Below are 22,528 nucleotides of genomic sequence, written 5' to 3'. Positions count from 1 at the left end.
CGTCAGAACGCCTGGCCGATGCCGGCATAGATGCCGAAATGCGGATCGCCCGGATCGCGGTTGAGCGGCACGGCGGCGTCGATGCGCAGCGGACCGAACGGCGTGATGTAACGCAGGCCGACGCCGGCGCCGACCTTCACATCCGAGAAATCGGGGAAGGATCTGGTCGAGACCGTGCCGGCATCGACGAACGGCACGATGCCGATCGTGTCGGTGACGCCGATGCGCATCTCGACCGAGGTTTCGAAGAAGGAGAGGCCGCCGATCGGCTGGCCGTCGATGTCCTTCGGGCCGATGCCCTGGTAGGAATAGCCGCGCACCGAGCCGCCGCCGCCGGAATAGAAGCGCCGGTCGGCCGGCACGTTCTGCAGCCCGGTGCCGACGATCGAGCCCAGCGTTGCGCGCTCGGCGAGCACGAACCTGCTTGCCGTGTCGAGCGACTGGTAGGTGTAGCCCTCGCCCTTCAGCTTCAGGAAGGTCGCGCCATTCAGTATGTCGTAGCTCGGCTCGGCATAGGCGAGGAAGCGGAACCCTCTGGTCGGGTTGAGCTTGTCGTCTCGGCTGTCATAGACATATTGCAGCGGCACGCTGGCGATCAGATAGGTATGCTTGCCGAAGGCGTCGGTGATCCTCGAATAATCGAGGTCGAATTCGGCCGAGACCCGCTGCTTCTTGTCGAGGTCGTAGGAAACGCCGACGTCGCCCTTGACCGAGAAATGGTCGTAGGCGTCAGGATGCTCGAACACCGTCTTGATGCCGGTGAAGAATTTCGACGTCGGCCCGAGCACGCCCGGTTTCTCGAACATGACGCCGGCATTGTAGTTGAGCGCGGAAATGCTGTTGCTGCCGATGCCGCTGATGGAGCCGTCGATACGCAGCTTCTCGGCCTGGCCGAACAGGTTGCGGTGCCCCCAATAGCCTTCAAGGCCTAGGCCTTCCGTGTTCGAGAAGGTGCCGCCTATGCCGAAATAACGCGGCTTGCGTTCGCTGACCTGAACATCGATTGGGATGTTGCCGTTGGCGTCGAGGCTGTCGCCCTCCTTGACAGTCACGCTGTTGAAGACTTCGAGCCCGAGCAACCGGTCGCGGGCGTCGTCGATCTCCTGCGGCGAGTATTGCTGGCCCCGCTTCAGCCCGGTCATGTACTCGGTGAAGTTCCGATCGACCTTTTCGGTGCCCTCGACCGTCGTGTCGCCATAGCCGGCGACCGGGCCGGCGGCCACCGTCAGCGTGACGTCAAGCGTTGAGCTGGCATGCTCGGCGACGATCTCGCGGTCCGTGACCTTTGCAAGCGGCCTGCCCTCTTCCTTCAGCGCCCGCACGATCAATGCTTCGGCCTTGAGCACCGCGCCGGAGCCGGCATCGCCGCCGGCGATCAGCCCGAAGTCGGCGCTGGCCAACCCTGCCGCGTCGCCCTTCAGCCGGATGTTGCCTAGCGTGAATTTCGGTCCGGCGGCAACGCTCACGACCACGGGAATAGGCTGAGGACCCTTGAACTCGGCATCCGGCGGCAACTCATCGATCGACTTGCCGTCGATGGTGATGGTGACCACGCCTTCATAGCGGGCATCGGCGTAAAGAGCGGCGACGAGCTGCTCGCGGTCGCCGCGCGCCTTGGCCATCAGGCCGAGCGATCCGGACACCGGATGGTCCTCGTCGCTCTTCAGGGACGAGGCGTTTTCGAGCCTCTTGACCAGATCCTTGTCGGCGTCCGGCGCATCGATGGTCACCGAATAGCGCAACGGATCGACAATATCGGCATCCTCGTCCTTGGACGAGCCCCAAAGCTTGATGCCGAAAATCTCGAAAGCCGCCGCCGGCCGTATCCCGCCGGCCAGCACGGTCGAGCAGATGAGCGCGAAAAGCAGGGCGCGCGGAAGCCCGCGCCCTGGCGCGAACCCTTCCGACATCTGCGTTTCATGCGCCGGCATTAAGACAACCTAGTCGACAAAACTAAAATTGGAATGAAGTTCCGAAACGTTCGTAAAGGGGCCACAATCCAATTGTCTGAAATAGACCGGGCTTGGAATTCACACCTTTTACCTTTTCGCAAGAAAGTGTGATCCGTCTCACAGAGGTTCTGTCGAAATACCGGCCTTTGGCCGGCGTGGAAACTGTTCGCGGGTGATAAACCTGCGGCGCCCCGGCGTTGACAAGCCTGTCCGAAGCTTGATCATGCCCGGACGCTGGCGATGTCTGGAGGGTGGTATGGCAATGCGCGCGGCTCGTGGTCTCTCTTTCCTTCTCCTTGTCTTTTTCGCCCCTATCTTCCTCTCATCGGGCGGGGCGGCTTTTGCGGCCGAAGCCCGGCGGATAGTGACAATCGACAATTCCGACTATTTCGGCTTCGACCTGCGGTCGGAGCAGAATGTCAGCCTCGACCAGTGCAAAACCACCTGCCTCGGCGATCCCGCTTGCCGTGCCTTCACCTACAACACCAAGGCAAAGTGGTGTTTTCTCAAATCCGACTATAACCAGCTGAAATCCTTCACCGGCGCCGTCGCCGGCAAGGTCGCCAATGTCGATGGCGATCCCGATATCGGCGCCCCGCCGGCGCTGGCCTTTTTCCCGAACTGGATGGCCGACCAGGCCCAGCAGTTCCGCAACAAGCTGACCGATCCGGCCTATGACAAGCCGACGGAAGGGCTTTCCGCCCTGCAAGCCGCCGCCGAGCAGGCAGCGCTGACCGGCGATCATCGCCTTGCCATGCAGAAATACCAGGCCGCGGTCTCTGTGCTGCCCGATGACGGCGCGCTGTGGCTGGCGCTGGCGCGCGAAACGCTGGCCGTGCAGCCAGCTTCCAACACCACTGAACCCGCGACTTTCCCGATGAACGCCACCTCGGCGGCCTTCAACGCCTACAAGCTGGTGCGCACGGCTAAGACCCGCGCCGAGGCGTTGGCGCTGCTTGCCGCCGGCCTCGACAAGCGCGATCTCTACCGGCCTTCGCTCCAGGCCTATGAGGCGAGCCTTGCGCTGGTGAACTCGCCGGCCGTCCAGGCCGACTATGCCGACCTCAAGGCGCGCAAGGGTTTTCGCGTCGTCGAGCACACCGTCGATGCCGATTCCTCCTCGCCGCGCATCTGCGCCCAGTTTTCCGAGGAACTGGTCAAGGCCGGCGTCGACTATTCACAGTTCGTGACCGTCGACAACGCCGCTCCCAAGGCCGTCGAGGCCAAGGACAAGCAAATCTGCGTCGAAGGTCTGGAACACGGCCAGCATTATGACGTGACCTTCCGCGCCGGCCTGCCGGCCGCGGTCGGCGAAACGATCGCCGCGCCCGTGGTGTTGTCGATCTACGTTCAGGACCGCGCTCCGTCCGCCCGCTTTACCGGCGACAGCTTCGTGCTGCCGGCCGGCGCGCGCCGCGGCATTCCGGTCGTCACCGTCAACATGACCGCCGCCAAGATGACGCTATACCGTATCGGCGATCGTTCGCTGGCACAGCTTCTGTCCGGCTACCAGTTCCTGCATCAGCTCGACGGCTACGATATTTCCACCATTTCCGACCAGATGGGCTCGGCCGTCTGGTCCGGCACGCTCGAAATCGCCAATGATCTCAACAAGGAAGTGACCACTTCGTTTCCAGTGGATGAGGCGATCCCGCAGCGCAAGCCCGGTGTCTATGTGCTGACCGCGGAGCCCGTCGACGACAAGAGCGACGACTATGGTTCGCGCGCCACGCAGTGGTTCGTCGTCTCCGACATCGGCCTTTCCACCTATACCGGCCAGGACGGCCTGAACGTCTTTGCTCGTTCGCTGGGCTCGGCCAAGCCGATTTCTGGTGCCGAACTGACGCTGCTTGCCAAGAACAACGAAATCCTTGGCACCGCGACCACAGACGCCGAGGGCCACGCCATCTTCAATCCGGGCCTGACGCGCGGCGAAAACGGCATGGTGCCGGCGGTGCTGATGGCCAAGCAGGGCGACAACGACTTCGTCTTCCTCGATATGGCCAAGGCCGGCTTCGATCTTTCGGATCGTGGCGTCGAGGGACGTGCCTCGCCTGGCGCGCTCGACGTCTATGCCTGGACGGAGCGCGGCATCTACCGCGCCGGCGAGGATGTGCATGTCGCTGCCCTTGCCCGCGACGGCGCCGCCAAGGCGGTCGAGAACCTGCCGCTCACCTTCATCTTCACCCGTCCCGACGGCGTCGAGAACCGCCGCATCGTCAGCAATGGCGAGTCCGCCGGCGGCCATGCCGTCGACCTGCCGCTCGAGGCCAACGCCATGCGCGGCACCTGGACGGTGTCGATCTACACCGATCCCAAGCAGGCGCCCGTCGCCAGCCAGATGTTCCTGGTCGAGGACTTCGTCCCGGATCGCATCGAATTCGACCTGACCGCCGACAAGAAGGAGATCGCCCAGGGCGAAACCGCCAACGCCACCGTCGACGGCCGCTTCCTCTATGGCGCGCCGGCCGCGGGCCTTGCGCTCGAAGGCGAGATGACGCTGTCGACCACAAGCACCTGGGACAGCTTCAAGGATTTCAGCTTCGGCCTGGCCGACGAGCAGTCGAGCGAGCCGACCGTGACGCCTTTCACCAACCTTCCGGTGGTCGGCGACGACGGCAAGGCGACCTTCCCGGTCACCATCGACCAGTTGCCGTCGACCACCAAGCTGGTCAACGCCAAGGTCACCGTGCGCATGCGCGAGGCCGGCGGCCGCGCCGTCGAACGCTCGCTCGACATCGGCGTTCGCCCGCAGCGCGACGTCATCGGCATTCGCCCGGATTTCGAAGGCGATGAGGTCCCGCAAGGCGGGACCGCCAAGTTCAGCATCATCGCCGTCGACCCGAATGGCAAACGTGAGGAGCTGAAAGGCGCTCAGTGGTCGCTGGTTAAGGTCGAGCGCAATTATCAGTGGTACCGTTCCAACAATTCCTGGAACTACGAGGCGGTGAGCCTCACCAAGGCCGTTGCCAATGGCGCGGTCGACCTCAAGGCCGATGGCGAGGCGACCGTGTCGCTGCCCGTCGACTGGGGCCGCTACCGGCTCGAGATCGAGACGGCCGACCCGGATGGTCCGGCGACCAGCTATGAGTTCGATGCCGGCTGGTATGTCGCCTCGACCACCACCGAGACGCCAGACGGCCTCGAGATCGCCCTCGACAAGGACGACTACGCCGCCGGCGAAGTCGCCAAGCTGAAGGTCTCGCCGCATTTTGCCGGCGAGCTGCTGGTCACCATCGGTGCCGAAAAGCTTTTGAAGACCGTCACCGCTTCCGTGCCGGCCGGCGGCAGCACCGTCGACATCCCGGTCGGTGACGACTGGGGCGCCGGCGCTTATGTCACGGCGACCTTGTTCCGGCCCGGAGATGCGCAGGAATCGCGCATGCCGGCCCGCGCCATCGGCGTCAAATGGCTGGCGGTCGATCCGGGTTCGAAAAAGCTGGCAGTCACGTTGACACCGCCCGAAAAGACCTTGCCGCGCCAGCAGCTGTCGATCCCGATCGCCGTCAACGGCGCTCAAGCCGGCAGCAACGCCTATGTGATGGTGGCTGCCGTCGATGTCGGCATCCTCAATCTCACCAACTACAAAGCGCCCGATCCGGAGGATTGGTTCTTCGGCCAGCGCATGCTGGGTCTCGAGATCCGCGACCTCTACGGACGTCTGATCGACGGCTCGCTCGGCGCCATGGGCAAAATACGGACTGGCGGCGACGGCGCCAACATGCAGGCGCAAGGCAGCCCGCCGACCGAAAAGCTGGTCGCCTTCTTTTCCGGCCCCGTCGAACTCGATGCCAACGGCAAGGCGCGGATCGATTTCGACATCCCGCAGTTCAACGGCACCGTGCGCGTCATGGCGGTTGCCTGGACCAAGGATGCGGTCGGCCATGCCCAGACCGATGTCATCGTGCGCGATCCGGTGGTGATCACCGCCGGTCTGCCGCGCTTCCTGGCGCCGGGCGACGCGGCGACCATGCGCCTCGACATCGCCGATACCGATGGCCCGGCCGGCGACTACGCCTTGTCGGTCACCACGACCGGCGATCTTTCGACCGGCGACAAACCACCACCCCAGAAGCTGACGCTCGCACAGGGCAAGCGGCAGTCGCTCACCTTCCCGCTGGTCGCGAAGACCGCGGGTGACGCCTCGGTCACCGTCAAGCTCACGCATGCCGAAGGCACCGAGGTTGAGCAGACGCTCTATCTGCCGGTGCGCCCGGCGCAGCTTCCGGTCACCAACCGCATGGTCGTCGATCTGAAGCCCAATGGCGGCTCGTTGCGCGTCGACAAGGAGCTGCTTGCCGCAAGCGTGCTCGATGGCGCTTCGGTCAGCGTCGGCGTTTCGCAGTCATCCGCGCTCGACGTGCCGTCGCTTCTGATGTCGCTCGACCGCTATCCCTATGGCTGCGCCGAGCAGACCACCAGCCGCGCCATGCCGCTTCTCTATGTCAACGACATGGCCAAGAGCATCGGCATGGAAAGCGATCCGGACCTGCATGGCCGCATCCAGGATGCGATCTACAAGGTGCTGTCCTATCAGGCGGCAAGCGGCAGCTTCGGCCTTTGGGGTCCTGGCTCCGGCGATCTGTGGCTCGATGCCTATGTCACCGAGTTCCTGACTCGGGCGCGCGAGCAGAAATATGACGTTCCGGCGCTGGCGATGAACCAGGCGTTGAACAATCTGCAGAACTCGCTTGGCTACGACCAGGACGTCCAGGATAGGGGCAGCGAGATCGCCTACGCGCTCTACGTGCTTGCCCGCAACAAGAAGGCCTCGATCGGCGATCTGCGCTATTATGCGGACACGCAGCTCGAAGCGTTCTCCAGCCCGATGGCGGTTGCCCAATTGGCGGCAAGCCTCGCGCTCTATGGCGACACGCAGCGTTCCGAAGCGACGTTCCAGACAGCGCTGCGGCTGGCGCAGTCGGAGACCGACTACGACTACTACCGCTCGGACTACGGCTCGCGACTGCGTGACGGCGCCGCGATGCTGGCGCTGGCGGCGGAAGCAAAGCCAGTGCCCAGCATCATGGCGCAGCTGATCAAGCTGGTGGGAGTGGCACGCGCCGATGCCCGCTGGACGAGCACGCAGGACGAATCCTGGATGCTGCTCGCCGCGCGGGCGCTGAAGGAAGGCAATGATTCCATCACGCTTTCCGTCAATGGCGCGCCGCATTCGGGCGGCTACTCCGACCAGGTCGCCGGCAGCGACCTCGTCGACAGCCCGCTCACCATCGCCAACACCGGCGCGACGTCGCTGCAGGCGGTGGTCACGGCGGTCGCCGCGCCGGTCGAGCCGTTGCCGGCCGGCGGCGACGGCTTCACCATCCAGCGCACCTACTACAAACTCGACGGCACCGAGGCCAACGTCACCGAGGCCAGGCAGAACGAGCGCTACGTGGTCGTGCTCAAGGTCTACGAGCAGAACAAGTGGCCATCACGGCTCTTGATCACCGACCTGTTGCCGGCCGGCTTCGAGATCGACAATCCAGGCCTGGTTTCCAGCGCGCAATTGTCGAACTTCTCCTGGCTGGCGCAGACCGACGCCGCGCATCTGGAGTTCCGCGACGACCGCTTCGTCGCCGCCTTCAATCCGAACGAGGGCGACGGCGACCGCAACATCATGCTGGCCTATGTCGTGCGCGCCGTGACGCCCGGCACCTACGCCCATCCGGCGGCGACGGTGGAGGACATGTACAGGCCGCAATATTCGGCCCGCACCGCCACCGGCGTCATGGAGGTGAAGGCGGAGTAGCGATGAAAAGGTCGCCGACATCTCCCTTCTCCCCGTCTCTTTACGGGGAGAAGGTGCCGGTTCACCCTCCGAAGCTGCAGCGTAGCTGCTGCGAAGGATGGGCAGGCGGATGAGGGGCAGCGCCGTGCTCTCCAGAACATTCCTCAAACGCACCGCGATCGCCGGCGCCTGCCTCGCCGGCGTCGCGGCCCTTTCCCTCGCCACCCTCTGGGAGCTCGACCGCGCCTTTCCGCCGCCCTTGCCGGCAAAGCTGGCGGTCTCGACGGAGGTCCAGGACCGCGACGGCCAGCTCCTGCGCGCCTTCGCCACGCCGGACGGCTACTGGCGGCTCGAAACCCGCCTCGATCAGGTCGACAGAGAGTTCGTCGACATGCTGGTCACCTATGAGGACAAGCGCTTCTGGGACCACCGCGGTGTCGACCTCCTGGCGCTCTGCCGCGCCGCCGGCCAGCTCGTCACCAGCGGCCATATCGTGTCCGGCGGCTCGACCCTGTCGATGCAGCTTGCCCGGCTGATCGAGCCGCGCGACAGCCGCAGCATCGGCTCCAAGATCAGGCAGATGCTGCGCGCCATCCAGATCGAGCGGCGGCTGTCCAAGCGCGAAATCCTCGAACGCTATCTGACGCTGGCGCCCTATGGCGGCAATCTCGAAGGCGTTCGCGCCGCCTCGCTCGCCTATTTCGGCAAGGAGCCGAAGCGGCTCACCGTCTCGGAGGCCGCCCTCCTCGTGGCGCTGCCGCAACTGCCGGAAAAACGCCGGCCCGACCGCAACCTCGACACCGCCCATGCCGCGCGCGACCGCGTGCTCACCCGCATGGTCTCGGCCGGCCTGCTCGGCGAACGCGAGGCCGCGCGCGCCGCGCTGGACGATGTTTCCGGATTGCGCCGCAAGCTGCCGGCGCTTGCCGCACACGCCTCCTATGCCATGCTGCCCAGGGCCGTTCCCGGCCAGCCGCTGCAGCTCACAATTCGCAAGAGCGTGCAGCAGGGGCTGGAACAGGTGGCAAGGGATGCCGCCAGGAAGCTCGGACCAAAACTTTCCGTCGCCATGGTCATGGCCGATGCGCGTACCGGCGACATTCTCGGTGAAGTCGGCTCCGCCGATTTCTTCGACGCCAGCCGTTCCGGCTGGATCGACATGACCAAGGTGGTGCGCTCCCCCGGCTCGACGCTGAAGCCGTTCATCTACGGCCTTGCCTTCGAGCAGGGGCTGGTGGCGCAGGAGATGATCATCGAGGACAGCCCGGCCGATTTCGGTGGCTACCGTCCGAAGAACTTCGACATGGGCTACCAGGGCGACGTCTCGATCCGCCAGGCGCTGCAATTGTCGCTCAACGTGCCGGCGATCCGCGTGCTCGATGCGGTCGGCCCGGCACGGCTGACGGCGCGCTTCCGCCAGGCCGGCGTCAACCCTATCCTGCCCGTCAACGAAGCGCCGGGCCTGGCGATCGGCCTCGGCGGGGTCGGCGTGACTTTGCGCGATCTGGTGCAGCTCTATACCGGGCTCGCCAATGGCGGAAAGATGCGTACGCTGCATGACGGCACCGAGCCGGCCGATGCCGAGCGCATCACCGCCACCATCCTCGACGACCAGGCAGCCTGGCAGATCAATGATATCCTGTCCGGCGTAAAGCCGCCGGAAGGCGCCATGCAGCGCGGCATCGCCTACAAGACCGGCACCTCCTACGGCTATCGCGACGCCTGGTCCGTCGGCTTCGACGGACGCTATGTGCTGGGCGTTTGGGTCGGCCGCGCCGACGCCGGCCCTGTCCCCGGCCTCTCGGGCTATGTCTCGGCAGCACCCATCTTGTTCGAAGGCTTCGTCCGTTCCGGCCTTGCCAGCGTGCCGCTGCCCAGCCGCCCGCCGGGCGTCTTCAACCCCAAGCGCGAGGAATTGCCGGTGACGCTGGCCCGCTTCGGCGCCGGATCGGACGGCCTGGTCCAGGCCACCGCCACCGAGCCGGCACCAACCATCATATTCCCGCCCAACGGCGCCCGCGTCGACCTCGGCACCAATTCGGCCGACGCCACGCCGCTGGTGCTGAAACTGCAAGGTGGCCGCGCACCGTTCCGCTGGCTCGCCAACGGCAAACCGCTCGCCGGCATCGACCGGCGCCGCACCGCGACCTGGCAACCTGACGGTACCGGCTATTCGACGCTGACGGTGATTGATGCCGCTGGTCGGGCGGCAAGCGTGAAGGTTTTCGTCGAATAGGATGGTGCAAGCGATTCAGGGGATTGCACTTCTTAAGGCTTCGGGTCACGGAATTTCTCGCCTGATGCATGGCGCGAGGCCCCCCTCTCTGGCCTGCCGGCCATCTCCCCCTCAAGGGGGGAGATTATTCGCTTCGTTGCCTTCGCCAATCTTCAACGTTGGAAAGACGGGTGCAGCGGCGAAACTGCCAATCTCCCCCCTTGAGGGGGAGATGCCCGGCAGGGCAGAGAGGGGGGCCTCGCGCCGGCCGTTTCCAAAACGGCGCTTCGATTTTCCGGTCACTGCCAATTAACATGCCCGGGCTTGCCCTGACCCCGACCGCTTCTAATTAGGCCGGCTGATGAAGAGTCACACGGCCAACGGATGAGGAAGTTATTTCCTCAAACGGCCCGGGCTCGGCGAAAAATTGCTTCGAGGAGGTGAAAAAGGCAACATTCAATGCATCTAAATTCTATAAACTCGGTAAAGTTCGCAGCAGTTCAACGGAGGCGGAAATGACCAACCCTCATTTCAGGAAACTGCTCGGCGCACTGGTCGCCACATCTGTCCAGTTCGGCACGCTCGGTTTCGCGTTTGCCGATACGACCATCCTGAACGTGTCCTACGACCCGACACGTGAGCTCTACAAGGCCTATGACGAGGCCTTCGCGGCGCACTGGAAAGCCGAGACCGGCGAAACGGTCACCATCCAGCAATCGCACGGCGGATCAGGCGCGCAGGCTCGCGCCGTCATCGACGGCCTCGACGCCGACGTGGTGACGCTCGCGCTTGAAGGCGACATCAACGCCATCGCCTCGAAGACGAAGAAAATCAACCCGGACTGGCGCACGAAGTTCGAGAACAATTCAGCGCCGTACACCTCGACCATCATCTTCCTGGTGCGCAAGGGCAATCCCAAGGGCATCCACGACTGGAGCGATCTGGTGAAGGACGGCGTTCAGGTGATCACGCCGAACCCGAAGACGTCCGGCGGCGCGCGCTGGAACTATCTCGCAGCCTGGGCCTATGCCAACGCCAATGACGGCAACGACGAAGCCAAGACCAAGGAGTTCGTCGGCAAGCTCTATGCGAACGTCCCGGTGCTTGATACCGGCGCGCGTGGCTCGACGGTGACCTTCGCGCAGAAGGGGCTGGGCGACGTGCTGATCGCCTGGGAGAACGAGGCCTATCTCGCGCTCGACGAATTCGGCGCCGACGATTTCGACATCGTCTACCCGCCGACCTCGATCCTGGCCGAGCCGCCGGTCGCGGTCGTCGACGCCAATGTCGATGCCAAGGGCACGCGCAAGGTGGCGGAGGCGTATCTGGGCTGGCTTTATTCCAAGGACGCCCAGACCATCATCGCCAAGAACCACTACCGACCGGCCAAGCCCGACCTCGTGCCTGCCGAGGATCTCGCCAAGCTGCCGGCGATCAAGCTGGTCACCATCGACGATCCGCAATTCGGCGGTTGGAAGAAGGCGCAGCCTTATCATTTCGGCGACGGTGGTATATTCGACCAGATCTACAAGCCGGCGCAGTGAGGCCGGACGGCCGGTGAGCCTCACGGGCATGCCGGCCGAACGCGACTGCGCAAAGCCATTCTGGTTTGAATAGAAGGGACGATCCAGAACAGCATGACCACAGCACCCGCCAAGGCGGGGTGGCGATTCAGACAGCCGAGTGTCATTCCGGGTTTCGGATTGACGCTCGGCTTCTCGCTTGCCTACCTCACGCTCATCATCCTCATCCCGCTGTCGGGTCTGGTCTGGCGTTCGGCCGCGCTCGGCTGGGCCGATTTCTGGGCGATCGCCGTCGACCGACGCACCCTCAACGCGCTGAAGATAAGCTTCGGCACCGCCTTCCTGGCGGCTGCCGTCAACGTCGTGTTCGGCACCATCGTCGCCTGGGTGCTGGTCCGCTACCGTTTCCCCGGCCGCCGCATTGCCGACGCGATGGTCGACCTGCCCTTTGCCCTGCCTACGGCCGTCGCCGGCATCGCGCTCACCACGCTCTATGCGCCGAATGGCTGGATTGGCCAGCTTCTGATGCCGCTCGGCATCAAGGTCGCCTATACGCCGCTCGGCATCGTCATCGCGTTGGTGTTCATCGGCCTGCCCTTCGTCGTGCGCACCGTCCAGCCGATCATGGAAGAGATCGACAAGGAGGTCGAGGAGGCCGCCGCCACGCTCGGCGCCAACCGCTTCCAGATCATCACCCGCGTGCTCTTCCCGGGACTAGCGCCGGCCATCATCACCGGCTTCTCGCTCGCTTTCGCGCGCGGCGTCGGCGAATACGGCTCGGTTATCTTCATCGCCGGCAACCTGCCCTTCAAGTCCGAGATCGCGCCGCTTCTGATCGTCATCAGGCTCGAGGAATACAATTACGAGGCGGCGACCGCGATCGCTGCGATCATGCTGGCGCTGTCCTTCCTGATGCTTTTGGTCGTCAATCTCGTCCAGACATGGAGCCGCAAGCGCTATGGCTGATCCCGAGATCAAATCCTACGAGCCGCATCACGAGAGCCAGTCGGCGGCGGTTACCGAAAGCCGGCCGGTGCGCTGGGTGGTGATGGGGACGGCCTTCGCCTTCCTCGCCGTCTTCCTGCTTTTGCCGCTGATCGTCGTGTTCCATGAGGCGCTGGCCAAAGGCATAGGCGCCTACACGGAAGCCCTTTCCGGCCCCGACACGCGCTCCGCCATCCGCCTGACATTGCTTGTGGCGGCGATCTCGGTGCCGCTCAACGTCATCTTCGGCATTTCGGCCGCCTGGGCGATCGCCAAGTTCGAATTCAAGGGCAAGGCGTTCTTGACCACCCTCATCGACCTGCCCTTCTCGGTGTCGCCGGTCATCTCGGGCCTGGTCTATGTGCTTCTGTTCGGCGCGCAAGGACTGCTCGGCGAGTGGCTGAGGGCACATGGCATTGTCATCCTCTTCGCCGTGCCCGGCATCGTGCTGGCTACCATCTTCGTCACCTTCCCCTTCGTCGCGCGCGAGCTCATCCCGCTGATGCAGGAACAGGGCAATGGCGACGAGGAGGCCGCGCTCTCGCTTGGCGCCACCGGCTGGCAGGCCTTCTGGTATGTGACGCTGCCCAACGTCAAATGGGGGCTGCTTTACGGCGTGCTGCTCTGCAATGCGCGCGCCATGGGCGAGTTCGGCGCGGTCTCGGTGGTGTCGGGCCACATACGCGGCCTCACCAACACCATGCCGCTGCATGTCGAGATCCTCTACAACGAGTACAACGCCGTCGGCGCCTTCGCGGTCGCTTCGCTGCTTGCCGGCCTCGCGCTGGTGACGCTGGTCTTGAAAACACTTCTCGAGATGCGCTACGGCGCCGAGATCGCCGCGACACGCGGACATTGAATGCATGTCGCCCAAAAGTGTGTAGCGGTTTTGGGATAACGACATACGTCAACTAACTGAGGTCAATTTATGGAAGTTCGCGTTGCCAACGTGCGCAAGGAGTTTGAGCGGTTTCCGGCGCTCCACGACGTGTCGCTCGACATCAGGTCGGGTGAGCTCATCGCGTTGCTTGGGCCGTCGGGCTCCGGCAAGACGACGCTGCTTCGTCTGATCGCCGGCCTGGAGCGGCCGACCAGGGGCGCCATCTTCTTCGGCGACGAGGACGCCTCGCAGAAGTCGATCCAGGAGCGCAATGTCGGCTTCGTCTTCCAGCACTACGCGCTGTTCCGCCACATGACGGTGGCCGACAATATCGGCTTCGGCCTGAAGGTCCGGCACGGCGCCACGCGGCCGTCGGCGCAGGAAATCCGCCGCCGCGCGTCCGAACTCCTCGACCTCGTCCAGCTGTCGGGGCTGGAGAAGCGCTATCCGGCGCAGCTTTCCGGCGGCCAGCGCCAGCGCGTGGCTTTGGCCCGCGCCATGGCGATCGAGCCCAGGGTTCTTTTGCTCGACGAACCGTTCGGCGCCTTGGATGCGCAAGTGCGCCGCGAGCTGCGCCGCTGGCTGCGCGAGATCCATGACCGCACCGGCCACACGACCGTCTTCGTCACGCATGACCAGGAAGAGGCGCTGGAGCTCGCCGACCGTGTCGTGGTCATGAGCCAGGGCCGCATCGAGCAGGTCGGCACCGCCGACGATATCTACGACACGCCGAACTCGCCCTTCGTCTACTCCTTCATCGGCGAGTCGAGCTCGCTGCCGGTCAAGGTCGAGAACGGCGAGGTCTGGATCGCCGACCGGCCGATCGGGCTGCAGGCGCCGCATGCGCCGCCCGGCGAGGCGGTTCTCTACTTCCGCCCGCACGACGTCGAACTGCTCGACGGCTGCAGCGGCTGCATCGCCGGCACGGTTGCCGCCAGCCGCCGCGTCGCCGGCACGAGACGCGTCGAGCTCGAAATCGGCGGCGAACGCCAGCGTGTCGAGATCGAACTGCCGGTCGACCATCCCGCCGCGCAGAAGAGCCGCGTGGCCTTCAGGCCGCGGCGCTGGAAGCTTTTTCCGGCCGCGTGATCCTTGCGTCGGGCGTTATTCCAGCCAGTTCTCGACCTTCAGGCCCTTGATCCGGTTGAACTCACCGACGTTGGCGGTCACCAGTGTCATGCCCAGTGCGCAAGCGTGGGCAGCTATGAAAAGGTCGTTGTGGCCAATAGGTCGGCCAACGGCCTCCAGCTCGGCGCGAAGTGCGCCATACTCTGAGTCCACCGGCACATCGAGCGGCAAGACAGGAATCTCGGCCAGCAGTTCCTCTACCTTCTTGAGCAGCTTGGCCGACCCTTTCCTGGCGCAACCATATCGCAATTCCCCAGCGACGACGATGCTGGTGCACACAGCGGCGTCTCCCTCGCGCACCATTGCACTGGCGGCCTTGCCGGACGGGTTCCGAATCATGTCGCTGATGATGTTCGTGTCCAACATGAACCGCATTAGAAAATGTCCTCCGATTTGACTGGCGTATCGTCGATCTCGGGAAAGTCATCTTCAGGACCGAGTGGCGGCTCTTTCGCCCACTGGGCGAGCAGCGCGGTAAGGCCGGGTTTGCGGACCGGCTCGATGATCAGGCGGTCGCCTTCGCGGCTGATCAAGACTTTGTCTCCGGGGAGTTCGAACTCAACGGGAATCCGCACCGCCTGGCTGCGGTTGTTGCGGAACAGTTTTGCCTCTTTGGGCGGCGGCGTTGTTGAATGACGATGGTGGGGCATGATCGCTTCCTTTTGTATATGCCAATTGTATATGCAGGCGCTGCAAAATTCAAGATCAGGAAACAACTTCGAGGCAAAGAAGGCATTGGCTGGAACGGAATTCTAATGACAGGGATTTAGGGCGACGTCTTTTCTCGCGATGACGCCACGCAATCGGCCTGCATGCCTCGCCGCGCACCGTGTCGCGCGGCTATGGTCGGCCGTAAATGCATTGCATCGGAGTTCTTTTCATGAAGCGATTTTTCCTTGGCATTGCGGCTGTTGCCGGTCTCGTCCTCGCGTCCTCCCAAGCCTGGTCGGCCGACAAGCTTTTGAATGCATCTTATGACGTCGGCCGCGAGCTATTCGCCGACATCAACAAGGCCTTCATCGCCAAGCACCCCGGCGTCGCCATCGATCAGTCGCATGCCGGCACTTCGGCGCAGGCACGCGCCATCGCCGAGGGTCTTGGCGCCGATGTCGTCACCTTCAACCAGGTCACCGACGTCGACTTCCTGGTCAAGAAAGGCCTCGTCTCCGCCGACTGGCAAAAGGATTTTCCGGACAACGCCTCGCCCTTCTATTCGCTGCCGTCCTTCCTGGTTCGCGCCGGCAACCCCAAGCACATCAAGGACTGGAGCGACCTGGTGCGTGACGACGTGCAGGTGATCTTCCCCAATCCGAAGACGTCAGGCAATGCGCGCTACACCTATCTCGCCGCTACCGCCTACGCCAAGGAAGCCTTCAAGGGCGACGACGCCAAGGTGAAGGAGTTCATCACCAAGCTCTTCAACAACGTGCCGATCTTCGACACCGGTGGCCGCGCCGCTACCACCACTTTCGTCCAGCGTGAGATCGGCGACGTGCTGATCACCTTCGAGTCGGAGACGCGCGGCATCCGCAAGGAATATGGCGACGACAAGTTCGAGCAGGTTACGCCTTCGGTCAGCCTGCTGGCCGAGTTCCCGGTGGCGATCGTCGACAAGGTCGCCGACGAGCACGGCAGCCGCGATCTCGCCAGGTCCTATCTCGACTTCCTCTACACGCCCGAGGGCCAGGACATCGCCGCCGGCAACGGATTGCGGGTTCGCGACGCAACCGTGGCGGCGAAATACAAGGCCGACTTTCCCGATGTCCGGCTGCTGACGGTGGAGAAGGTGTTCGGTGGTTGGGACAAGGTGCAGAAAGAGCATTTCGCCTCCGGCGGGCTGCTCGATCAGGCCTATGGCAGCCGCTGAAAAAGGCTCCACAATCAGGAAGAGCAACGAGGCCAGCTTTTGCCGGCTTTCTTCATGCAGGCGAAGCTGCATGAGTTCGCGGGGGAAATCCCGACCCCCAACGTGAAAAACGTTACGAAGAATCAACGCGTTTATGCCTAAGCTGTACCGGCAAATTGTTGGTCCAGAGGGCGTTCAGCGGTCAAACTGTCATGATTTGCACACAAACAACCGCCAGATGCAGGCGCATTGGGGTTTGATGAACTGAATCGGGCATGCTGACCAAAAAAGGCAAATACGGCCTCAAGGCCCTCGTGCATCTTTCCAGCCTACCGGCTGGCCAGCTTGCATTCGTCAACGACATCGCGGTCGCCAACAACATCCCGAAGAAATTCCTGGATGCGATCCTGGGCGAGCTGCGCAATGCCGGTTTCGTCCAGAGCCGCAAGGGCAAGGAAGGCGGTTACCGCCTCGCCCGGCCCGCTTCCGAGATCAAGATCGGCCATGTCGTGCGCGTGCTCGACGGGCCGCTGGCGCCGATCCCTTGCGCCAGCCGCACGCAGTACCAGCGCTGCGAGGACTGCGACGAAGCCACCTGCCAGGTCCGCCACATGATGCTGGAAGTGCGCCAGGCCATTGCCGAGGTGCTCGACAACCGCAGCCTCGCCGCCATGCGCGACGCCGACAATGATGATTTTCCGGCGGAGCTCACTTCCCAGATTTAAAGCGATCCCGGGCAAAATGTTGGGCCCGGCGACTTCGCCGTAGCCTTCCGCCCGGAGTTGCGCTGAACGAGAAACCGCCCGGCTCGGCTTATCGGCCTCGGTTGCCAGTCCGCTGCGGACGCAGTAAAGCGGCTGGAGGATGAAACGGGGCTCTGACGCATGAGGCTGCCTTGGCTTGGCAATTCCCGCAAGGCCAGCCGGCAACCATCATCGAGCGACATCTATCAAACCGAAATCACTGCCGACGTTGCGGTGCCGGAACGCAACGAGTGCGTTCGCTTCTTCAGCCGCAAGGTTGTCCGCCCCGGCAAATTGCGTCGCTTCTCCAATCGGGACCTGCGCGAGAGCCTGCTGTCCTGCTTCTATCTCGGTGTCGCCGCGATGCTGCCTGTCTCCTGGTGGGGACCTATCTGCGGCTGGGTTTCCAGCCTCAGGCGCAGGCGCCACTTTCGCAAGGAGTTCGCCCGCTACGACGTCGCGGTGAAGGCCGTGCTCGGCGATGCCGTCGACACGCGAGAAATGTTCGAGGCACAACTTGCCGCCGTTCACCGCCGGCGGCTGTCGCTTGCGGCGCATCTCGTCGCCGGCTGGCGCTGGGCGCCGGCGATCCGGCTGGAAGGGCTCGAAGGTCTGCAGCAAGCCGTGCGCGAAGGGCGCGGCGCCATCATATGGTGTGACCAGTTCACGGCGCAGACGATCATGGGCAAGCGCGCGCTGCATGAGGCCGGTGTCGATGCCCATCAAGTGAGCGCGCAATACCACGGCTTCTCGCCAAGCAAGTTCGGCTTTCGCGTCATCAATCCACCACTGGTCAAGGTCGAGAACCGCTTCCTGAAAAGCCGGATCGTCTTTGAGCGTACCGATGCCTATCAGGTCACCACGCGCATCCAGAAGACCCTGAAAGCAAATGGCGTGGTGCTGATGACCAACACCGTCTATGCCGGCTCCGCCTTCACCGAGGCGGCGATGGGCGAGCGTGGCTGGACCCACCTCGCCTCGGCGCCGGCAAACTTCGCCGCGCGCGCCGGCGCGGCGCTGTTTCATATGGCGACCATCGAGACGATCCCCTTCCGCCAGTATCGGGCGATCGTCAGCGAACTGAACGCGGACCCGCAAGTGCCCGCATCGCCGGCAAAGGACACGACGGCGAAGAACCTCTCCGTTCAGGCCGGATACATCCTGTCGAAGCGCGACCATATGCTGGAAACGATCAAGCTGTGCCCGGAGCAGATGATGGCCTGGTCGAGCGCCGTGCGGCTGACCGAGCGGCCGACCGAAGCCGCGATCGGCAACGATGGCGCCTGAGGCGTCTGATAACCGCTCTACTCGATAGTCTCTCTCACGATCTCGGCAACCGTCAGCGTTCCGTCGACCGTCACCGCCCGTTCGTCCGCGGCAGGCTCTTCCAGCGTGGCGAACTGGCTGTCGACCAGGCTTGCGGGCATGAAATGGCCCTTGCGACTGGCGACCCGCCGCCAGGCGGTTTCGCGATCTATCTTCAGATAGAGGAAGACGATATCGGGGCAGAAGCGGTTCAGCCGGTCGCGGTAGGCGCGCTTGAGCGCCGAGCAGGCCGCCACCACTTTCCGTCCGTCGGCAATGGAGGTCGCGATACGCTCGCCTATGGCGTCGAGCCAGCCCTCGCGCAGCGCGTCCGTCAGCGGCTCGCCACGCGCCATGCGCGCCACGTTTTCCGGCGGATGCAGCCTGTCTCCTTCGATGAAGTCGGCGCCCAGCGCCTTGGCGAGCGCCTCGCCGACGGCCGTCTTGCCGCATCCGGCAACGCCCATCACGACGATGGCCGGCGCCGTCCGAAGATCGCTCATGCGAAACCCCGGGGTCTGCTGTCTTGCGCTTCCTTCATTCACGGTCAGCGGCTTGCCGGCGCGCGACCGTAGAGCAGGAGCATGGCGACGATGACGACGCCATAGATGATCTGCCGCCCCGCCTCCGGCATCTGCATGACCGAGAGGATGGATTGCAGGAGCGTGATCAGGATCACGCCGGCCACCGTGCCGAGATAGGAGCCGCGCCCGCCGAGGATCGACGTGCCGCCAAGCACGACGGCGGCGATCGACGGCAGCAGATAGGCATCGCCCATCGACTGCGCCGCCTTGGAGGCGTAGCCGGCGAGCAGCACGCCACCGAAGGCCGAGAGCCCACCCGAAACAGCAAACGCGATCATCACCACGCGCCTGGTGTCGATGCCGGAAAGATAGGCGGCGCGCTCGCGGTTACCGATGCCGTAAACGCTGCGGCCAAAACCGGTGCGGGTCAACACGAACACCATGGCCGCGCCGATCACCGCCCAGATGATGACGGCATTGGGCACACCCGGAATGGCAAAGCCGGTGGCGAGATAACGCATGGCGCCGGTCGCCGAATCCTGCGGCGAGAAGCCGCCGGTGTAGACCACCATCAGCCCCTGCGCGACGGCGTTGGTGGCAAGCGTCACGATCATCGAGGGGATGCGCAGGTAGGCGACGCCGATGCCGTTGACGATGCCGATCATGATACCGCAGCAGATGCCGAACGGGATGGCAAGCGCCGCGCCGACCGGGCCGTAGGCCGCGGCCGCGGCCGCCATCATGGCGCCGACCGCCACCGACCATGGCACCGACAGATCGATCTGGCCGAGCAGGATGACCAGCATCATGCCGGTGGCGATGACGCCGAGGAACGACGCCACCTTGAGCTGCTGTAGCAGGTATTCCGGTGACAGAAAGCTGCGCGAATAGAGGCTGCCGAGGAAGAGCAGTAGCACGATGCAGGCAAAGGCGGTGACAACGGCCGGATCGGCGCGGCGGATGAATTTGGGCATGCGGCCGGCGATGCCGCCCAAGGTCGTCTCGCTCACAGGAACCACTCCAGCCGGTTGCGGACCCGAAACAGGGCGAAGGCGCCGAGGCTGACCGCGATCAGCAGGATAACGCCCTGGAACAGCGGCTGCCAGAGCGGGTCGAAATCGAAGACGAACAGCAGGTCGCCAATGGTGCGGAAGGCGAGCGCGCCGAAGATCGCGCCGATGGCACTGCCCTTGCCGCCGAACAGCGAAACGCCGCCGAGCACGACGGCGGCGATCGAAAACAGCGTGTAGGCGTTGCCGCTGGCATAGGCTGCGTCGCCCGTATAGGTGAAGAAGGTCAGGAACAGCCCGCCGATCGCCGCCAGCAACCCGGCAAGCGCGTAGGCGGCGAACTTGCCGCGCCGGATCGGCACGCCGGACATGTAGGCCGCCGTCTCGGAAGAGCCCGCTGCATAAGCCGCGCGGCCGAGCACCGAACGGCTAAACGGCACCCAGACGATCAGCACCACGGCGAACAGTGCGACGAGGCTCGCCGGCACGACGCCGAACAGGCGCCCGGTGAGCGCATCGGCCAAATCCTCATTGACCGAGCCGCCCGGGAACGGCCTGAGCAGCAGCGCGATGCCGAAATAGACGGCACCGGTGGCGATCGTCGCCACGATCGGCTGCAGGCGGCCATAGATGACGATGGCGCCGTTGATCGCACCGCACAGGAGCCCGGTGCCGAGCACCGCGATGACGCCGAATGCGGTCTCGAGGCCGGTGCCGATAACCAGCCAGGAGGCGAGGCAATTGGTCAGCGTGAAGATCATGCCGACGGAAAGGTCGATACCTGCGGTGATCACCACCAGTGTCTGCGCCATGGCGACGAAGGCGAGCAGCACGCCCTTGTTGGAGGCCGTCTGCACGACATTGGCGGTAAAGCCCGCCGGATGGTTCGCGGTGTAGATCGCGAACATGACGATGAAGATGGCGAGCGCCAGCAGCGTTCCGCGTTGTTCGGCAAGCCAGTAGCGCCAATCCTTCACGCGTCCGCTCCGTGCCTAGGGGTGGCGTCGCCGCCATGGATGTTGAGGGCGCTGGCGATCAGCGCCCGTTCGGTGATCCCGGTACCGACCAGCTCGCGCTTGACCGCACCGTCATAGAGCACCAGCACCCGGTCGCAGCAACCGATCAGCTCGTCATAGTCGGTCGAGTAGAACAGGATCGCCGCACCCGCATCCGCCAGCTTGCGCATCAGCTGGTAGAGCTCCTGCTTGGTGCCGACATCGATGCCGCGCGTCGGATCGTTGAGCAGGATGATGCGCGGCTGGCGCATCAGCCATTTGGCGATGACAACCTTCTGCTGGTTGCCACCCGACAGCGCGCCGACCGGAATGTCGAGGCCCGCCGTTTTGATCGCCAGCAGCCCCACCATGTCGTCGATCAGCCGCTGTTCGGCGGCGCGGTCGATGATGCCGGCTTTGGACAGCCGGTCGAGAGCGGCGAAAGAGAGGTTTTCGCGCACCGTCATCGGCAGCATCAACCCTTCCGTCTTGCGGTCCTCGGGGATCAGCGCCATGCCGATGCTGTCGTCGCGGGCCGCGGCCGGGCTGGCGATCGCCACCGGCTTGCCATCGATCAGGATCTCTCCGGAGAGGCCGCGCAGCACGCCGAAGAAGGCGAGCAGCAACTCGCGCTGGCCCTGGCCGTCGAGGCCACCGAGGCCCACCACCTCGCCGGCCGCGACGGTCAGCGAGACATTGTCCAGCCGGTCTGTCCACGACAGCTTGCGCGCTTCGAGCACCGGGGCGATGGTCGCTGGCAGGCGCACTGGCTTGGGCGGAAAAATATGGCTGTATTCGCGCCCGATCATCAGCTCGACAACCTCATTGTCGCTCTTGGAACCGGCGGCATAGCTCGCGACATTGCGGCCGTTGCGGAACACGGTGCACTGGTCGGCCAGCTCGGCGATCTCGTTCATCCGGTGCGAGATGTAGAGCAGCGCCAGCCCCTCCTCCCGCAGCCGCTTCAGCACGCCGAAAATCTTGGCGACATCGGCCGCGGTCAGCGCCGAGGTCGCCTCGTCGAGGATCAGGATGCGCGGCTTGCGAGCGAGCGCCTTGGCGATCTCGACCATCTGCCGTCTGGAAAGCGGAAGATCCTTGACCAGCGCCAGCGGGTGGATGTCGGCGGCGCCTGCGCGCGCCAGCGCCTCTTCCGCGATGCGCCGCTGCGCCTTGCGGTCGATCATGCCAAAACGCGTCGGCGGGTTGGAAATGACGATGTTGTCGGCGACGCTCAGTTCGGGGACGAGCGACAGTTCCTGGAAGATGCTGACGATGCCGGCCTGGTTGGCGGCGGCCGGCGAAGCGAAGCTCACCTCGCTTCCGTCGAGCATCATACGGCCCTCATCGGGCGCGACGACGCCGGCCATGACCTTGATCAGCGTCGACTTGCCGGCGCCGTTTTCGCCGAGGATGCCGTGGATGCTGCCGGGCATGACCGAAAGCTCGGCCTTTTCCAGCGCCCGCACGCCACCATAGCGTTTGGATATGCCTTCCATGCGGAAGAGCGGAACCGCACCGTCCATCGGTCCTCCAGGGCAGCTTGCAATCGAGATGGCGGGAACCCGGGGGGGGCCGGGGGGATATGGGGGGGCGGGGGGGGGGGGGTAATTTTGGGGGGGGGGTGGGGGGGGGTTTTTTTTGGGGGGGGTTTTTTTTGGGGGGGGGGGGGGGTTTTTTTGGGGAGTAAAA

16 protein-coding genes are annotated in these 22,528 nt (G+C 64.4%); 9 read left to right on the top strand and 7 right to left on the bottom strand.

From position 1 onward, the window contains the following. Positions 1 to 2 precede the first annotated feature (2 nt). Positions 3 to 1,931, bottom strand: a complete 1,929-nt coding sequence (locus AC0L2L_RS16560; protein WP_473579653.1) for an autotransporter assembly complex protein TamA — start codon at positions 1,929 to 1,931, stop codon at positions 3 to 5. A gap of 277 nt (positions 1,932 to 2,208) precedes the next feature. Between AC0L2L_RS16560 and AC0L2L_RS16555 the strand changes: the two genes are divergently transcribed. From AC0L2L_RS16555 to AC0L2L_RS16530, 6 genes are all read left to right on the top strand, one after another. Next, a complete protein-coding gene (locus AC0L2L_RS16555) occupies positions 2,209 to 7,704 on the top strand; it encodes an alpha-2-macroglobulin family protein (protein ID WP_473579652.1) in 5,496 nt (1,831 codons plus the stop codon). 109 nt (positions 7,705 to 7,813) lie between these two features. Beyond that, the gene (gene pbpC, locus AC0L2L_RS16550; protein WP_473579651.1) at positions 7,814 to 9,919 is read left to right on the top strand and encodes a penicillin-binding protein 1C; all 2,106 of its coding nucleotides are present in this window, start codon (positions 7,814 to 7,816) and stop codon (positions 9,917 to 9,919) included. A gap of 494 nt (positions 9,920 to 10,413) precedes the next feature. Continuing rightward, positions 10,414 to 11,442, top strand: coding sequence for a sulfate ABC transporter substrate-binding protein (locus tag AC0L2L_RS16545; protein WP_473579650.1), 1,029 nt, complete (start codon positions 10,414 to 10,416; stop codon positions 11,440 to 11,442). 93 nt (positions 11,443 to 11,535) lie between these two features. Continuing rightward, complete coding sequence (gene cysT, locus AC0L2L_RS16540) at positions 11,536 to 12,387, top strand: sulfate ABC transporter permease subunit CysT (protein WP_027167611.1); 852 nt, start codon at positions 11,536 to 11,538, stop codon at positions 12,385 to 12,387. After that, complete coding sequence (gene cysW / locus AC0L2L_RS16535; protein ID WP_473579649.1) at positions 12,380 to 13,264, top strand: sulfate ABC transporter permease subunit CysW; 885 nt, start codon at positions 12,380 to 12,382, stop codon at positions 13,262 to 13,264. The genes cysT and cysW overlap by 8 nt, the downstream gene beginning before the upstream one ends. Positions 13,265 to 13,333: 69 nt before the next feature. Then, positions 13,334 to 14,374, top strand: coding sequence for a sulfate/molybdate ABC transporter ATP-binding protein (locus tag AC0L2L_RS16530; protein ID WP_473579648.1), 1,041 nt, complete (start codon positions 13,334 to 13,336; stop codon positions 14,372 to 14,374). 15 nt (positions 14,375 to 14,389) lie between these two features. Here the strand turns inward: AC0L2L_RS16530 and AC0L2L_RS16525 are convergent, their stop codons facing one another. Further along, entirely contained in the window at positions 14,390 to 14,788 is a 399-nt protein-coding gene (locus AC0L2L_RS16525) for a PIN domain-containing protein (protein ID WP_473579647.1), read from the bottom strand. Beyond that, positions 14,788 to 15,063: an antitoxin gene (locus AC0L2L_RS16520; protein ID WP_473579646.1), complete on the bottom strand. Its 276-nt coding sequence runs from the start codon at positions 15,061 to 15,063 to the stop codon at positions 14,788 to 14,790. Before AC0L2L_RS16520 ends, AC0L2L_RS16525 begins: the two co-directional genes overlap by 1 nt. Positions 15,064 to 15,293: 230 nt before the next feature. On the opposite strand from AC0L2L_RS16520, the gene AC0L2L_RS16515 reads away from it, so the two are divergent. From AC0L2L_RS16515 to AC0L2L_RS16505, 3 genes are all read left to right on the top strand, one after another. Next, positions 15,294 to 16,280, top strand: coding sequence for a sulfate ABC transporter substrate-binding protein (locus tag AC0L2L_RS16515; RefSeq protein ID WP_473579645.1), 987 nt, complete (start codon positions 15,294 to 15,296; stop codon positions 16,278 to 16,280). Positions 16,281 to 16,534: 254 nt separating this feature from the next. Beyond that, a complete protein-coding gene (locus AC0L2L_RS16510) occupies positions 16,535 to 16,984 on the top strand; it encodes an RrF2 family transcriptional regulator (RefSeq protein WP_027167615.1) in 450 nt (149 codons plus the stop codon). 159 nt (positions 16,985 to 17,143) lie between these two features. After that, positions 17,144 to 18,289, top strand: coding sequence for a hypothetical protein (locus AC0L2L_RS16505; RefSeq protein ID WP_473579644.1), 1,146 nt, complete (start codon positions 17,144 to 17,146; stop codon positions 18,287 to 18,289). Between the two features lie 17 nt (positions 18,290 to 18,306). On the opposite strand, the gene AC0L2L_RS16500 is transcribed toward AC0L2L_RS16505, so the two are convergent. The 4 genes from AC0L2L_RS16500 to AC0L2L_RS16485 are packed head-to-tail and all read right to left on the bottom strand — an operon-like array spanning position 18,307 to position 22,362. Further along, complete coding sequence (locus AC0L2L_RS16500) at positions 18,307 to 18,810, bottom strand: gluconokinase (protein ID WP_473579643.1); 504 nt, start codon at positions 18,808 to 18,810, stop codon at positions 18,307 to 18,309. Between the two features lie 44 nt (positions 18,811 to 18,854). Next, positions 18,855 to 19,841 carry an ABC transporter permease gene (locus tag AC0L2L_RS16495; protein WP_473579642.1) on the bottom strand — a complete coding sequence of 329 codons (987 nt, stop codon included), beginning with the start codon at positions 19,839 to 19,841 and terminating at the stop codon, positions 18,855 to 18,857. Then, positions 19,838 to 20,818 carry an ABC transporter permease gene (locus AC0L2L_RS16490; RefSeq protein WP_473579641.1) on the bottom strand — a complete coding sequence of 327 codons (981 nt, stop codon included), beginning with the start codon at positions 20,816 to 20,818 and terminating at the stop codon, positions 19,838 to 19,840. The genes AC0L2L_RS16495 and AC0L2L_RS16490 overlap by 4 nt, the downstream gene beginning before the upstream one ends. Then, positions 20,815 to 22,362: a sugar ABC transporter ATP-binding protein gene (locus AC0L2L_RS16485; RefSeq protein WP_473579640.1), complete on the bottom strand. Its 1,548-nt coding sequence runs from the start codon at positions 22,360 to 22,362 to the stop codon at positions 20,815 to 20,817. Before AC0L2L_RS16485 ends, AC0L2L_RS16490 begins: the two co-directional genes overlap by 4 nt. Between the last annotated feature and the right edge of the window lie 166 nt (positions 22,363 to 22,528).

The sequence above is a fragment of the Mesorhizobium sp. WSM4832 genome (assembly GCF_055811115.1).
Note: the sequence above shows the minus strand (reverse complement) of the source record. Positions and strands in the feature narration are given on the sequence as shown.